The sequence below is a fragment of the Aquincola sp. J276 genome (assembly GCF_024700035.1).
Classification (GTDB): Bacteria; Pseudomonadota; Gammaproteobacteria; order Burkholderiales; family Burkholderiaceae_C; genus Aquincola; species Aquincola tertiaricarbonis.
Window position 1 is genome coordinate 1,392,747 of record NZ_JAJONC010000001.1, and the last position, 12,718, is coordinate 1,405,464.

12 protein-coding genes and 1 other RNA gene are annotated in these 12,718 nt (G+C 70.3%); 7 read left to right on the forward strand and 6 right to left on the reverse strand.

All coding sequences use genetic code 11. The annotated features are described in order from the left end of the window. Positions 1-22: 22 nt before the first annotated feature. Both LRS14_RS06385 and LRS14_RS06390 read right to left on the reverse strand, forming a co-directional pair. Positions 23-475 (reverse strand): ribonuclease H, encoded by a 453-nt coding sequence (locus LRS14_RS06385; RefSeq protein WP_046115669.1) that lies wholly within the window; start codon positions 473-475, stop codon positions 23-25. Between the two features lie 59 nt (positions 476-534). Further along, positions 535-1,386, reverse strand: coding sequence for a class I SAM-dependent methyltransferase (locus tag LRS14_RS06390; protein WP_046115670.1), 852 nt, complete (start codon positions 1,384-1,386; stop codon positions 535-537). A gap of 86 nt (positions 1,387-1,472) precedes the next feature. On the opposite strand from LRS14_RS06390, the gene gloB reads away from it, so the two are divergent. Together gloB and LRS14_RS06400 are read left to right on the forward strand one after the other, a co-directional pair. Beyond that, complete coding sequence (gene gloB, locus LRS14_RS06395) at positions 1,473-2,270, forward strand: hydroxyacylglutathione hydrolase (protein ID WP_257799003.1); 798 nt, start codon at positions 1,473-1,475, stop codon at positions 2,268-2,270. Beyond that, the gene (locus tag LRS14_RS06400; protein WP_257799004.1) at positions 2,267-3,967 is read left to right on the forward strand and encodes a transglycosylase SLT domain-containing protein; all 1,701 of its coding nucleotides are present in this window, start codon (positions 2,267-2,269) and stop codon (positions 3,965-3,967) included. The genes gloB and LRS14_RS06400 overlap by 4 nt, the downstream gene beginning before the upstream one ends. A gap of 27 nt (positions 3,968-3,994) precedes the next feature. Here the strand turns inward: LRS14_RS06400 and recR are convergent, their stop codons facing one another. Genes recR through dnaX form a run of 3 tightly spaced genes read right to left on the reverse strand, consistent with a single transcriptional unit; the run spans position 3,995 to position 7,122 of the window. Beyond that, a complete protein-coding gene (gene recR / locus LRS14_RS06405; protein WP_046115673.1) occupies positions 3,995-4,600 on the reverse strand; it encodes a recombination mediator RecR in 606 nt (201 codons plus the stop codon). Between the two features lie 19 nt (positions 4,601-4,619). Next, positions 4,620-4,946 carry a YbaB/EbfC family nucleoid-associated protein gene (locus tag LRS14_RS06410; RefSeq protein WP_046115674.1) on the reverse strand — a complete coding sequence of 109 codons (327 nt, stop codon included), beginning with the start codon at positions 4,944-4,946 and terminating at the stop codon, positions 4,620-4,622. A gap of 34 nt (positions 4,947-4,980) precedes the next feature. Further along, positions 4,981-7,122, reverse strand: a complete 2,142-nt coding sequence (gene dnaX / locus LRS14_RS06415) for a DNA polymerase III subunit gamma/tau (RefSeq protein WP_257799005.1) — start codon at positions 7,120-7,122, stop codon at positions 4,981-4,983. 68 nt (positions 7,123-7,190) lie between these two features. Between dnaX and LRS14_RS06420 the strand changes: the two genes are divergently transcribed. Both LRS14_RS06420 and ffs read left to right on the forward strand, forming a co-directional pair. Then, positions 7,191-8,330 (forward strand): AIR synthase-related protein, encoded by a 1,140-nt coding sequence (locus LRS14_RS06420; protein WP_046115676.1) that lies wholly within the window; start codon positions 7,191-7,193, stop codon positions 8,328-8,330. Between the two features lie 57 nt (positions 8,331-8,387). Continuing rightward, an RNA gene (gene ffs / locus LRS14_RS06425) (signal recognition particle sRNA small type) lies at positions 8,388-8,484 on the forward strand. Between the two features lie 15 nt (positions 8,485-8,499). Here ffs and LRS14_RS06430 read toward each other — a convergent pair. Further along, positions 8,500-10,305 carry an HDOD domain-containing protein gene (locus LRS14_RS06430; RefSeq protein WP_257799006.1) on the reverse strand — a complete coding sequence of 602 codons (1,806 nt, stop codon included), beginning with the start codon at positions 10,303-10,305 and terminating at the stop codon, positions 8,500-8,502. Between the two features lie 199 nt (positions 10,306-10,504). On the opposite strand from LRS14_RS06430, the gene trxA reads away from it, so the two are divergent. The 3 genes from trxA to LRS14_RS06445 all read left to right on the forward strand — a co-directional run bounded on the left by trxA (position 10,505) and on the right by LRS14_RS06445 (position 12,695). After that, positions 10,505-10,831 (forward strand): thioredoxin TrxA, encoded by a 327-nt coding sequence (gene trxA / locus LRS14_RS06435; protein ID WP_046115677.1) that lies wholly within the window; start codon positions 10,505-10,507, stop codon positions 10,829-10,831. A 238-nt stretch (positions 10,832-11,069) separates the two neighbouring features. Then, on the forward strand, positions 11,070-12,332 hold the full coding sequence (rho, locus tag LRS14_RS06440; RefSeq protein WP_046115678.1) for a transcription termination factor Rho: 1,263 nt from the start codon (positions 11,070-11,072) through the stop codon (positions 12,330-12,332). Positions 12,333-12,434: 102 nt separating this feature from the next. Further along, positions 12,435-12,695, forward strand: a complete 261-nt coding sequence (locus tag LRS14_RS06445) for a type B 50S ribosomal protein L31 (RefSeq protein ID WP_046115679.1) — start codon at positions 12,435-12,437, stop codon at positions 12,693-12,695. Positions 12,696-12,718 lie beyond the last annotated feature (23 nt).

A 12,718-nucleotide genomic window follows, 5' to 3' on the forward strand; every position in this document is an offset into this window, starting at 1 on the left:
CCGGCGCGGCGGCGCCGGTGGTTCAGGCCGCGCTGCTGTCGCGCAGCCGCAGCGCCTGGTTGGCCAGGGCGTCGGCGCGTTCGTTGTAGGTCTCGCCGTTGTGGCCCCGCACCCAGCGGGTGCTCACGCGGCGCGCGTCCACCAGGGCGAACAGGCGCTTCCACAGCGCCAGGTTGGCCACCGGCTCGCCCTTGGCATTGCGCCATCCCTTGCGCTCCCATCCGGCGCGCCATTCGCTGATGCCCTTGAGCACGTACTGGCTGTCGGACACCAGCTCCACCGCCGCGCCCTCGGGCACGCGCGACAGGCCCTCGATCGCCGCGGTGAGTTCCGCGATCTGGTTGGTGCCGGGGCCGATGAAGCCGTAATGGTCGCTCTCGGTCACGCCGTCGGGCGCGATCAGCACCACGCCCCAGCCGGCCGGGCCGGGATTGGACGGTGCGCAGCCGCCGTCGGTGTAGGCCACCCACTTCATGCGCAGCCTCCGGCAGCGGCGCGGGAACGAATGTGGTTCTCTCTTCGGGTCATGGGTTCTCAGTCAACAGGGAAATCGTCGGACGGTTGCCGGTGGATGGCCGGCTGCCGATGCGCGGCCACCGCGGGCGCGGCCTGGCGGGCCACCTTCTGCCGCCGCGCCAGGCCCACCAGCCGCATGCCTCGCACGCGCTTGACGGCCAGCAGGAAGTACACGGAGCCCAGCACCGGCCACCAGCGGTCGCCCACGCCGTCCATCCAGCCGAAGCGGTCCAGCCAGGGCTGCGAGCGCAGCGCCGGCCTATAGCAGCCGAAGCGGCCACCCTCCACCTCGAAGCTCAGCAGCCGCAGCCAGTCGCGCAGCCGCCAGTAGTGGATCAGGTCGGGCGACTGCGGCAGGTACAGCGGCGCCTTGCCGCCCAGGCCGCGGCGGATGCGGCCCAGCCGCTGGCGCAGTCCCCACAGCCCGGCCGGGTTGAAGCCAAGAATGGCCACCCGGCCCTCGGGCACCAGCACCCGCTCCACCTCGGCCAGCGTCAGGTGCGGGTCGCGCGCGAATTCCAGCGTGTGCGGCAGCACCACCAGGTCGATGCTCTGGCTGGGAAACGGCAGTGCATCGAAGTCGCAGTGCAGCGCGACCTGCCGCGGCGGCGCGGTGATCAGCGGCTCCGCCGCGGCGTCGGGCGGCGTCCCGGGCGCGGCCGGCTCCGCGCTGTCGGTGGCCAGCCACTGATGCGGCATGCGGTTGGTGCGCAGGCCGTCGAGCTGCGGCAGGCCCAGCTGCAGCGCATGGAAGCCGAAGAGATCGACCACGGCGCGGTCCAGCCGGTCCTGTTCCCAGGCCAGCAGGTAGCGCCCGGGCGGCGTCTGCAGCCAGGCCACGAGCCGATCGTGATCCGGCACATTAAGCATCGTATGTAAAGTGGCGTTGCGCAAAGGCTTTCACGGGGGATCGGCTTTCTATAATTCCGCTTGACTCGCGGTAGCGACCCCCACGCATGAACCTGGTAGCCCTCAGCGCCTTCACCGACAACTACATCTGGATGATCGACGATGGCCGCCGGGCCCTCGTGGTCGACCCGGGTGACAGTGCGCCGGTGGAGGCGGCGCTCGATGCGCGGGGCCTCGAGCTCGCCGGCATTCTAGTGACGCACCACCATGCCGATCATGTCGGCGGCGTGGATGCCCTGCGACCCCGCCTGCCCGCCGCCGATCCGCTGCCGCTGTACGGCCCGCGCGCCGAGCGCCTGCCCGAGCCCTGCACCCGCGTCGACGATGGCGACCTCGTCACGCTGATGGACCTGCGCTTCGAGGTCATCGACGTGCCCGGCCACACCGCCGGCCACATCGCCTACCTGCTGCGCGACGGCCTGCCCGGCGCGCCCGATGCCGGCCCGGTGCTGTTCTGCGGCGACACGCTGTTCTCCGGCGGCTGCGGCCGGCTGTTCGAAGGCACGCCGGCGCAGATGCACCACTCGCTCGGCCGCCTGGCGGCCCTGCCCGGCAGCACCCGCGTGTGCTGCGCGCATGAGTACACCCTGTCCAACCTGCGCTTTGCCGCGGCCGTCGAGCCCGGCAACGGCGCGGTGGCCGACCACCTGCGCTGGTGCGAGCACCAGCGCGCCGCAGGGCAGCCCACGCTGCCCTCCACCATCTCGCGCGAGCGCGAGATCAACCCGTTCCTGCGCAGCGAGGCCCCGGCCGTCGTGCGCGCCGCTCGTGACCACGGCGCGCCCGACGCGGCCCCGGTCACGGTCTTTGCCACGCTGCGTGAATGGAAGAACCAATTCAGATGAATCCGCCACATCCCCGAAGAACACAGGGCCTGGTCGCCCTGGCCGCCTCCCTGCTGCTGACCGCTTGCGCCACCACCGCGCCGCCCACCGGCACCGGCCGCACGCCGGACACCGAATCCACCACCACCGCCCCTGCCACGCCGCTGCCCGAGGCCGTCTCGGCACCCAGCGCGCCGGCCCAGCCGCCTGCGGCCGAAGCCGCCGGCATGCCGGTCGACCCCTTGCGCCCCGAGGTGCAGATCGACATCGACGATGCCGCCTCCCGTGCCGACCTGTGGGTGCGAGTGCGCAACGGCTTCGCCATGCCCGACCTGGACAACGAGCTGGTGCGCAAGCATGAGCAGTGGTATGCCTCGCGCCCCGACTACGTGGAGCGCATGACCAGCCGCGGCGGCCGCTACCTGTTCCACATCGTCGAGGAACTGCAGAAGCGCGGCATGCCCGCCGAGCTGGCACTGCTGCCCTTCATCGAGAGCGCCTTCAATCCCAAGGCCATGTCGGTGGCCAAGGCCTCGGGCATGTGGCAGTTCATGCCGGCCACCGGCCGCGATTTCGAGCTGCGCCAGAACATGTTCCGGGACGACCGCCGCGACGTGCTGGCCTCCACCCGCGCCGCGCTCGACTACCTGCAGCGCCTGCACAACATGTTCGGCGACTGGCACCTGGCCCTGGCCGCCTACAACTGGGGCGAAGGCAGCGTGCAGCGCGCCATCGCGCGCAACGAGAAGGCCGGCCTGCCGACCGACTACCTCAGCCTGCGCATGCCCGACGAGACGCGCAACTACGTGCCCAAGCTGCAGGCGGTGAAGAACATCGTCAGCCGCCCGGCCGACTTCGCGCTGACGCTGCCGCCGCTGCAGAACCACCCCTACTTCCTGAGCGTGCCCATCGAGCGCGACATGGACGTGGCGCTGGCCGCCAAGCTGGCCGGCATGTCGGCGTCGGACTTCGCGGACCTCAATCCGCAGATGAACAAGCCGGTGATCCTGGCCTCGGGCACGCCGCAGATCCTGCTGCCCTACGACAACGCCAATGCCTTCCTGCACAACCTGCGCCGCCATGAAGGCGCGCTGGCCAGCTGGACGGCCTGGGTGGTGCCGCGCACGATGAAGCCGGCCGATGCCGCGCAGCAGGTGGGCATGGCCGAGTCGGAGCTGCGCGAGATCAACCGCATCCCGCCGCGCATGCTGGTCAAGGCCGGTTCCACGCTGCTGGTGCCGCGCAGCCCGCAGCGCCAGTCGGACGTGCCGGTGCACGTGGCCGACAACGCCGCCATGCTGCTGGCGCCCGACGTGCCGCCGCTGCGCCGCGTGGCGCTGAAGGCCGGCAAGAAGGGCGAGACGGTGGCCTCGATCGCCCGCCGCTACCGCGTGTCGCCGGCCCAGGTGGCGCAGTGGAACGACGTGGGATCGGGCGCACGCTTCAAGGCGGGCAGCCAGATCGTGGTGTTCGTGCCCAATGCGGTGGCCACCACCCGCACCGCTTCAGCGGCCAAGACGGTCAAGCCCAGTCAGAAGGCCATCGCCGCGGTCGTTACCAAGGCCAGCAAGGCACCGGTCAAGCGCGTGGCCAAGGCCAGTCCGCCGATACGCAGCAAGGCGGCCAAGAGCACCCGGGTGGCCGGCACCGGCGGCTCCAAGTCGACCGACCGTTCGGGCCTGCGCGTGGCCGAAGGCCCGGGCAACGTCCGCCGCTGAAGGGCCCCGGCAGGGACCGGCGCTGCGTCAGCGCCGGTCGACCAGCGCGTGGGCGATGGTGGAAAGGTCCACGTATTCGAGTTCGCTGCCGGCCGGCACGCCCCGCGCCAGCCGCGTGACCTGCAAGGGCCGGTCGTCCGGCCCCTGGATGGCGCCCAGTGCCTGCTGCAGCACATGGGCGGTGACGTCACCCTCGGCGGTGAAGCTCAACGCCAGGATCACCTCCTGCACCTGCCCGTCGCGGGCGCGTGCCATCAGCGGCTGCACGCCCAGCTCGCGCGTGCCCACGCCGTCCAGCGGACTCAGCCGGCCCATCAGCACGAAGTAGTAGCCGCGGTAGCCGCCGGAGCGTTCCAGCGCGGCCTGGTCGGCGGGTGTCTCCACCACGCACAGCTGCCGCGCATCGCGGCTGCCGTCGCTGCAGACGTCGCACACCGGGGTGTCGGAGAAGGTGTGGCAGCGCTCGCAGTGGCGCACGTTCTCCATCGCCGCGGCCAGCGCACCCGACAGCGCGATTGCGCCCGGCCGGTCGTGCTGCAGCAGGTGGTAGGCCATGCGCTGGGCCGACTTCACGCCCACGCCGGGCAGCCGGCGCAGCGCGTCGATCAGCGTGGTGAGCTGCGAAGTGGCCAAGGCTGCTGCGCCGCCAAGCTCAGAAAGGCATCTTCATGCCGGGCGGCAGCGGCATGCCGGCGGTCACCTTGGCCATCTTCTCCTGGCTCAGCGCCTCGGCGCGCCGCACGCCGTCGTTGAAGGCGGCTGCCACCAGGTCTTCCAGCATGTCCTTGTCGTCGGCCAGCAGGCTGGGGTCGATGGTCACGCGCTTGACGTCGTGCTTGCAGGTCATCACCACCTTCACCAGGCCGGCGCCGGACTGGCCTTCCACCTCGATGGTGGCCAGTTCGTCCTGCACCTTCTTCAGGTTGTCCTGCATCGCCTGGGCCTGCTTCATGAGGCCGGCGAGTTGGTTCTTCATCATGATCGGTTCGCTTTCGTTGAATGGGAGGAAGGCGTCATTGCGGCTTGATGGAGCCGGGCACGATGCGCGCGGTGGGAAAGCGCGACATCAGGCCCAGCACCACCGGGTCGTTGAGGATGATCTGCTCGGCCTCGCGCTGGCGGCGCTCACGCTCGGCCCGGTCGCGCAGCGCAGGTGAGTCCTGTGGGATGCCGGCTTCGGGCAGGAGTTGCACCTGCAGCCCCGCCACGTCGGCCAGCACCGCCTGCAGCTTGTTGACCAGCGACGGCGTGCGCAGCGATTCGCGCTCGACGCGCAGCCGCCAGGCCGGCTTGCCGCCATCGGACGCGGCCTCGTCGATCCCCACCAGCTCGGCCTGCATGGCCAGCTCGCGCACCATCGCCACCACGGCCTGCTTCTGGTTGAGCCCGGCCACCACCGCGGCCCAGCGCTCGCCCAGGGCGGTCTGGTTCAGCACCAACGGGGCCGGCGCCGGCCGCGAGGCCGGGGCTGGCGGGCGGGCGACGGCGGGCAGCGCCAGCACGTCGGCCTCGGCCAGGTCGAAGTCGGCGGCAACGGCGGGCGCCTCGCGCGCCAGGTCGGGCGGCGCCTCGTCCAGCCAGGACGGCGGCTCGGGCAGGCTGTGGCGCGGCGCGGCGGCCGTCGGCCGGTTGGGCATGGCCGCAGCGAGGGCCGCAGACGGCGTGGGCGCGGCCGGATCCGGTCGGCCGGGCGCCGGAGCCACCGGCGCGCTCGGCGCCGGCCTGGCGGGCAGCGGCGCGACCCGGGCCGCGGCAGCCGCGGCCGCACCTTCGGGCATCGGCGGCTGCGGCCTGCCGCCAGGGCTTGCCGCTGGAGCTGGGTCGACATGCGGCTCGGCGTCGGTCGCTGCCGTCTGCTGCACCCTGGGCGGCATGGCTGGCGCCGCAGGTGCCGGCGTCGGCGGACTGCCCGCTGCCGGCCGCCGCGGCGGCACCTGCGTGCGCGCCACCGCCTGCGCCACCGGCGCCTTCAACGCGGCCGACGCCGGTGCGGCGGCGGGGCTGCGCGCCGCCGTGGAACCGCCCGGCCCGGGCGCGGCCGGCGCCGGTTCCCTGCCCGCGGGCGGGAAGGCGAACAACCGCAGCAGCACCATCGTCAGCGCCGCGTACTCGTCGGGCGCCAGCTGCAGCTCGCCGCGGCCGTGCAGCGCCAGGCTGTACAGCAGCTGCGTCTCGTCGGGCGGCAGCAGGCCGGCCAGCTCGCGCGTGGCGGGCGTGTCGGGATCGGTCTCGTCCAGCGCGCCGGGCACGGACTGCTCCACCGCCATCTGCTGCAGCAGCACCGTCATCTCTTCGAGCGTGCCGGCCGGCGACAGGCCGCGCTCGCGCAGCGTGTCCACGCCAGCCAGCAGCGCCGGGCCGTCGCGCCGGGCCACCGCCTCGACGAAGTTGGCCGCATGGCTGCGGTCGACCGCGCCCAGCATCTGGCGCACACCCTCGGCCTCGATGCGGCCGGCGCCGTAGGCGATGGCCTGGTCGGTCAGCGACAGCGCATCGCGCATCGAGCCGCGCGCCGCGCGCGACAGCAGCCGCACCGAGGCTTCGTCATGTTCCACCGCCTCGGCGTTCAGCACATGCTCCAGGTGCTCGTACACCACCTCGGGTGCCATCGGCCGCAGGTTGAACTGCAGGCAGCGGCTGAGCACCGTGGGCAGCATCTTCTCGGGGTCGGTGGTGGCCAGCACGAACTTCAGGTAGTCGGGCGGCTCCTCCAGCGTCTTCAGCAGCGCGTTGAACGACTCCTTGGTCAGCTGGTGCGCTTCGTCGATCATGAAGACCTTGAAGCGGCCGACGCTGGGCTTGTAGGCCGCGCGTTCCAGCAGGTCGCGGATCTCATCGATGCCGCGGTTGCTGGCCGCGTCCATCTCGATGTAGTCCACGTAGCGGTCGGCATCGATCTCGGTGCAGGCGCTGCACACGCCGCACGGATGGGCGGTGATGCCGCCGGTGCCGTCGGGGCCGATGCAATTCAGGCTCTTGGCCAGGATGCGCGAGACCGTGGTCTTGCCGATCCCGCGGGTGCCGGTGAACAGGTAGGCGTGGTGGAGCCGCTGCTGATCCAGGGCGTTGGTCAGGGCACGGACGACGTGCTCCTGCCCCACCATCTGCTCGAAGCTTCGGGGGCGGTACTTGCGCGCGAGCACGACGTAACTCATCGGGGCATTCTACGAAGCGCCCGCACACCGCCCGGGCGGGCAGCGCCGCTCCCCGATAATCCCGCCCCATGAATTCGAACGAAACCCGCGCCGACGCCGCGCCCGCCGAAGCCGCCCTCACCTATGAGCAGGCCGGCGTCAACTACGACCTGATCGACCCGCTGAAGGTCAGCGCGCAGCGCGCCGCCGCGGCCACCGCCGGCCACCTGGCCGCGCACGGCTTCACCGAGGTGGCCGCCTCGCGCGGCGAATCGGCCTACGTGGTGGACGTCGGCCCGTTCTACCTGGCCAGCATCGTCGAATGCCTGGGCAGCAAGGCCCTGGTGGCCGACGAGATGCAGCAGCTCACCGGCAGGAGCTACTACGACGGCATTGCCCAGGACACGATCGCAATGGCGGTCAACGACCTCATCACCGTCGGCGCCACGCCGCTGGTGGTGCAGGCCTACTGGGCCGCCGGCGGCAGCGACTGGTTCGGCGACGCGCAGCGCGCACAGGCGCTGGTGGCGGGCTGGAAGAAGGCCTGCGACACCTGCGGCGTGGCCTGGGGCGGTGGCGAGACACCCGCGCTGGCCGGCATCGTGGAGGCCGGCCGCATCGACCTGGCGGCCTCCTGCACCGGCCTGATCAACCCGAAGGAGCGGCTGTCGGTCGGCGACCGGCTGCAGGCCGGCGACGCCATCGTGCTGCTGGCCTCCAGCGGCATCCATGCCAACGGCCTGAGCCTGGCGCGCAAGCTGGTGGAGCGGCTGCCGCAGGGCTACCTCACCGAGGTGCAGCCGGGCCTGAGCTACGGCGAGGCGCTGCTTGCGCCCACCACGCTGTATTCGCCGGTGACGGAGGCGCTGTACAAGGCCGGGGTGGTGCCGCACTACTGCGCCAACATCACCGGCCACGGCTGGCGCAAGCTGCTGCGCCACCCAGCCGAGCTCACCTACCGCATCCACACGGTGCCCGAAGTGACGCCGGTGCTGAAGTTCATCCAGCAGCACGCCAGGCAGGACGACCGCGAGGCCTACAGCACGCTCAACATGGGCGCGGGCTTCGCCATCTTCGTGAACGCCGCCGATGCCGATCGCGTGGTGCAGATCGCGCAGGCGCAGGGCGTTCCGGCGCTGGTGGCCGGCCGCGTGGAAGCCGGCCCGAAGCAGCTGCTGATCGAGCCGCTGAACATCACCTTCGGCAACGACGACCTGCAGCTGCGCTGAGCCGCCGATCCGGTCGCCCGCGCAGGGTGACCGGCGCATGCCCCTACAATGGTCAGCGACGGGCCTCCTCGCATGGAAGCGCGGCCAACCGGGTCAGGTCGGGAACGAAGCAGCCCCAACCGTTGCAACCAGTGCCGAGATCAGGCTCGTCACCTTTCCCGCCTCACCGTCAGGCGGGCGTCGCAGGCAGTTCCGTCGCCTCGCCGGCCACCACGGCCTCCTGGACCACCGGCTGCACGCCGGCCCCCACCTCGTCTTCCTCACCCGCCAGCGGATCGCCCTCGCCGTGCATCGCGCCCTGCGCCGCGTCATGCAGTTCGCGCGGCTGCAGGTGCAGCACCCGGGCATAGCGCTGCGCCACCTTGTCGAGCGCGGCCGGCACCTGCCGCGCCGGCAGCCCCATGGCATCCACCGCCTCGTTGGCCGCGCTGGCCACGGTGCGCAGGGTGTCGTCGTCGTTGTCGCAGTGGCGCACCGGGGTGTTCACCGGCACGCGGCGGATCATGTGCAGCACCGCATCATCCATGCCCCAGTGGCGGGCCACTGCGGCGCCCATGGAAGCGATGTCCACGCCCAGCACCGCGAAGGCCGCCACGTCCTCCGGCATGCCGGGTTCGTCCGGGCCGCCGTCGCGCCCGGGTGCGGGCTGCATCAGCCGGTGGACCTGCTGGGCTTCGTCGGGGAAGTGGTAGTGCACCAGCAGCCGGCCCAGGTTCTGCATCAGCGTGACGAGGTAGACCACCTCGGCGTCATAGCCGGCCGGCCGCAGCGCCTGCGCCAGCCGCGCCGCCCGCTTGACCCGCAGGATGCAGCGCGCCAGCTCCGCCTCGCCGCTTTCGTTCAAGGGGCCCGGCCAGGCACGCAGGCCCTGGGCCGCGCGGCGCAGGCCGTCCAGGCCGATCATCGCGATCGCGCGGCGAACCGTCAGCACCGGGCCGTTGCCGGCCACCTGCGCGCCGCGCACCTGGGCGGTGTTCACCTGGCGCAGCAGCTCGAACGCCAGCGCCAGGTCCTTCAGCGCCAGCTCGGCCAGTTCGCTCGTATGGCCGCTTTCCAGCGAAGCCAGCCGCGCCGCGCGCACCGCGCCGCCGCGCATCGCTGGCAGCGCGCCGATCTGGCGCACCCGCTCGAGCAGCACGTCGTGGGCATCGCCGCCTTGCGAGGCATTGTCCAGCCAGCCGTGCAGCGCGCGGGCCAGCGTGCGGGCGCTGTGGTAACGCTGGCGCTCCTGGCGGTCGGTGGCGCGGTTGACGATGGCACGCAGCGCCTCCGGCACCGGTCGCGGAATCGCCCACGGCAGGCGCACGATGTCGCGTCCGGCCGGAGGCATGCGTTCGATGCAGCGCCCGGTGTCGGCTTCGCCCAGGGCCGGCTCGGCCGCCAGCAGCTGATGCATCAGCAGGCCCAGCGAAAGCACGTCGCGCCCAGCGGCCGCTCCCTGGGCCTGCAGCCCATGCGCACCACCCGGCAACCGGGCCTCGACCATTTCGGGAATGGCTACTTCCAGGCCCATCACCTGGAGCTGGTCGGTGTCCGTCAGGGCCAGCAGGTGCAGCTGCAGGTCGCGGTGCGCGATGCCGGCCTCGTGGGCGAAGGCCAGGCCTTCCAGCGCCTGCGCCATCCAGCGCGCCACGTCGACGGCGGGTTCGCCTTCACGCGAGAGCTTCTCCGCCAGCGTGCGGCCGCGGGCATAGGCCACGTAGGGCCAGCGGTCGTGCGCGTCCACCTCCAGCGCCGGCGCCAGGCCTGGATGGTCCAGGCGGGCGGCCTTGCGCGCGGCCTGCAGCCAGCGCTCCAGGCCTTGCGCATCGCTGGGCTGCGAGCGCGGCAGCACCAGCACCCGTTCCTGCTGGCAGGCCGGATCCAGCACCGTCCACGCCATCGTGCAGGCACTGCGGCCAAGCAGATGGCGCAGCTCGAAGCGGCCGAAGGTGCGGACAACGGGTTTTGACGATGGCGGTGCAGCGGCGCTCATGGCTCGACGGCGACTGAAAACATCCCGATTGGACCGTGGCGCCGGCCTGTGCATGCGCCGAACAAAGGGCGGTTTGGGCGCCAGATGGTCCCGGTTTGCCAGCGGGCTCAGGCTATGGCTGCCATAGACCGCGCCACCGCGTCGCGAGAAAGCGTTGTGTCAGAATCGTTTCGCGCCTCACGGCAATTCAGGAAACGACATGAGCGAACTCATCAAGCACATCTCCGACGCGTCGTTCGAAGCCGACGTTCTGCAATCCGACAAGCCCGTGCTCGTCGATTACTGGGCCGAATGGTGCGGCCCCTGCAAGATGATCGCGCCCATCCTCGATGAGGTTTCGAAGGATTACGGCGGCAAATTGCAGATCGCCAAGCTCAACGTCGATGAAAATCGCGACGTGCCCGCCAAGTTCGGCATCCGTGGCATTCCCACGCTGATGCTGTTCAAGGATGGCCAGGTGGCCGCCACGAAGGTTGGTGCACTGTCGAAGTCCCAATTGACCGCATTCCTGGACGGTCATCTATAATCTGCCGGAGCTGCTGGCGGAAACGGCTCCCAGCCCCCGCCAGCTCCCAGATTGCCACCACGCCCGATGCCCCAGAGGCATCCACCGCGTGGAGTCGGCTCCTCCCACCAGCGTGTATTTGATAGCCCGCACGCGAGTTTGCTGATCCAGCGAATTCGCCCCGCGGCGCTGGCACAGCCCGAGCCGATCGTTCGGTGCGCTTGCTTGGCAGCAGCGCACCCTCCCAAGGTCCGCCTCCATGCATCTTTCCGAACTGAAGGCCCAGCACGTATCCGAGCTCATCAAGATGGGCGAGGCGCTGGAGATCGACAACGTCAGCCGGCTGCGCAAGCAGGAGCTGATGTTCGCGATCATGAAGAAGCGCGCCAAGGCCGGTGAACAGGTCTTCGGCGACGGCGTGCTCGAAGTGCTGCCCGACGGCTTCGGCTTCCTGCGCTCGCCCGACACCAGCTACATGGCGTCCACCGACGACATCTACCTGAGCCCGAGCCAGATCCGCCGCTTTAATCTCCACACCGGCGACATGATCGAAGGTGAAGTGCGCGTGCCGAAGGACGGCGAGCGCTACTTCGCGCTGGTCAAGGTCGACCGCGTGAACGGCCTCACGCCGGAGGAGAACAAGCACAAGATCATGTTCGAGAACTTGACGCCCTTGTTCCCCAAGGAGCAGTTCAAGCTCGAGCGCGACATCCGTGCCGACGAGAACATCACCGGCCGCATCGTCGACCTGATCGCGCCCATCGGCAAGGGCCAGCGCGCCCTGCTCGTCGCCCAGCCGAAGACCGGCAAGACGATGATGATGCAGCACCTGGCGCATGCGCTGGTGGCCAACCATCCCGAGGTGCACCTGATCGTCCTGCTGGTCGACGAGCGGCCGGAAGAAGTGACCGAGATGCTGCGCACCGTGCGCGGCGAGGTCATCAGCTCCACCTTCGACGAGCCCGCCCAGCGCCACGTGCAGGTCGCCGAGATGGTGATCGAGCGCGCCAAGCGCCTGGTCGAGCTGAAGAAGGACGTGGTCATCCTGCTCGACTCCATCACCCGCCTGGCCCGCGCCTACAACAACGTGCTGCCGTCGTCGGGCAAGGTGCTGACCGGCGGTGTCGACGCCAACGCGCTGCAGCGGCCCAAGCGCTTCTTCGGCGCGGCGCGCAACGTGGAGGAAGGCGGCTCGCTGACCATCATCGGCACCGCGCTGATCGACACCGGCTCGAAGATGGACGAAGTCATCTACGAGGAATTCAAGGGCACCGGCAACTGCGAGATCCACCTGGATCGCCGCATGGCCGAAAAGCGCGTCTACCCGTCCATCCTGATCAACAAGAGCGGCACGCGGCGCGAGGAGCTGCTGCTGAAGCCCGAGATCCTGCAAAAGAGCTGGATCCTGCGCAAGCTGCTCTACCCGATGGACGAGATCGAGGCGATGGAGTTCATCCTCGACAAGATGAAGTCGACGAAGAACAACCTGGACTTCTTCGACATGATGCGGCGCGGCGGCTGACGCCCCACGCTATACTTCCGGGTTTTCCGCTCGTGGGAAAGTGCGCATGCATGGGGCAGGCGTGGCTACCGTGTGACGAGTGGGCTGATGAACGAGGCACGTATGAAAGAAGGCATCCATCCCGCGTACCGCGAGGTCTGTTTCGTGGACCTGTCGAACGGTTTCAAGTTCGTCACGCGCTCGTGCGCCCAGACGCGCGAAACCGTGAAGATGGACGACGGCCGCGAGCTGCCGCTGTTCAAGCTGGAAACCAGCAGCGAATCGCATCCCTTCTACACCGGCACGCAGAAGAGCATCGACAACCTGGGCGGCCGGGTCGAGAAGTTCCGCAACAAGTTTGCGAAGGTCGGCATCAAGAAGTGATGCACGCCTGCAACGGCAACAGG

What these genes read in the sequence shown, in the direction of transcription:
- LRS14_RS06385 (WP_046115669.1), bottom strand. Translation starts at nt 475, where the DNA reads ATGAAGTGGGTGGCCTACACCGACGGCGGCTGCGCACCGTCCAATCCC.
- LRS14_RS06390 (WP_046115670.1), bottom strand. Translation starts at nt 1,386, where the DNA reads ATGCTTAATGTGCCGGATCACGATCGGCTCGTGGCCTGGCTGCAGACG.
- gloB (WP_257799003.1), top strand. Translation starts at nt 1,473, where the DNA reads ATGAACCTGGTAGCCCTCAGCGCCTTCACCGACAACTACATCTGGATG.
- LRS14_RS06400 (WP_257799004.1), top strand. Translation starts at nt 2,267, where the DNA reads ATGAATCCGCCACATCCCCGAAGAACACAGGGCCTGGTCGCCCTGGCC.
- LRS14_RS06410 (WP_046115674.1), bottom strand. Translation starts at nt 4,946, where the DNA reads ATGATGAAGAACCAACTCGCCGGCCTCATGAAGCAGGCCCAGGCGATG.
- dnaX (WP_257799005.1), bottom strand. Translation starts at nt 7,122, where the DNA reads ATGAGTTACGTCGTGCTCGCGCGCAAGTACCGCCCCCGAAGCTTCGAG.
- LRS14_RS06420 (WP_046115676.1), top strand. Translation starts at nt 7,191, where the DNA reads ATGAATTCGAACGAAACCCGCGCCGACGCCGCGCCCGCCGAAGCCGCC.
- LRS14_RS06430 (WP_257799006.1), bottom strand. Translation starts at nt 10,305, where the DNA reads ATGAGCGCCGCTGCACCGCCATCGTCAAAACCCGTTGTCCGCACCTTC.
- trxA (WP_046115677.1), top strand. Translation starts at nt 10,505, where the DNA reads ATGAGCGAACTCATCAAGCACATCTCCGACGCGTCGTTCGAAGCCGAC.
- rho (WP_046115678.1), top strand. Translation starts at nt 11,070, where the DNA reads ATGCATCTTTCCGAACTGAAGGCCCAGCACGTATCCGAGCTCATCAAG.
- LRS14_RS06445 (WP_046115679.1), top strand. Translation starts at nt 12,435, where the DNA reads ATGAAAGAAGGCATCCATCCCGCGTACCGCGAGGTCTGTTTCGTGGAC.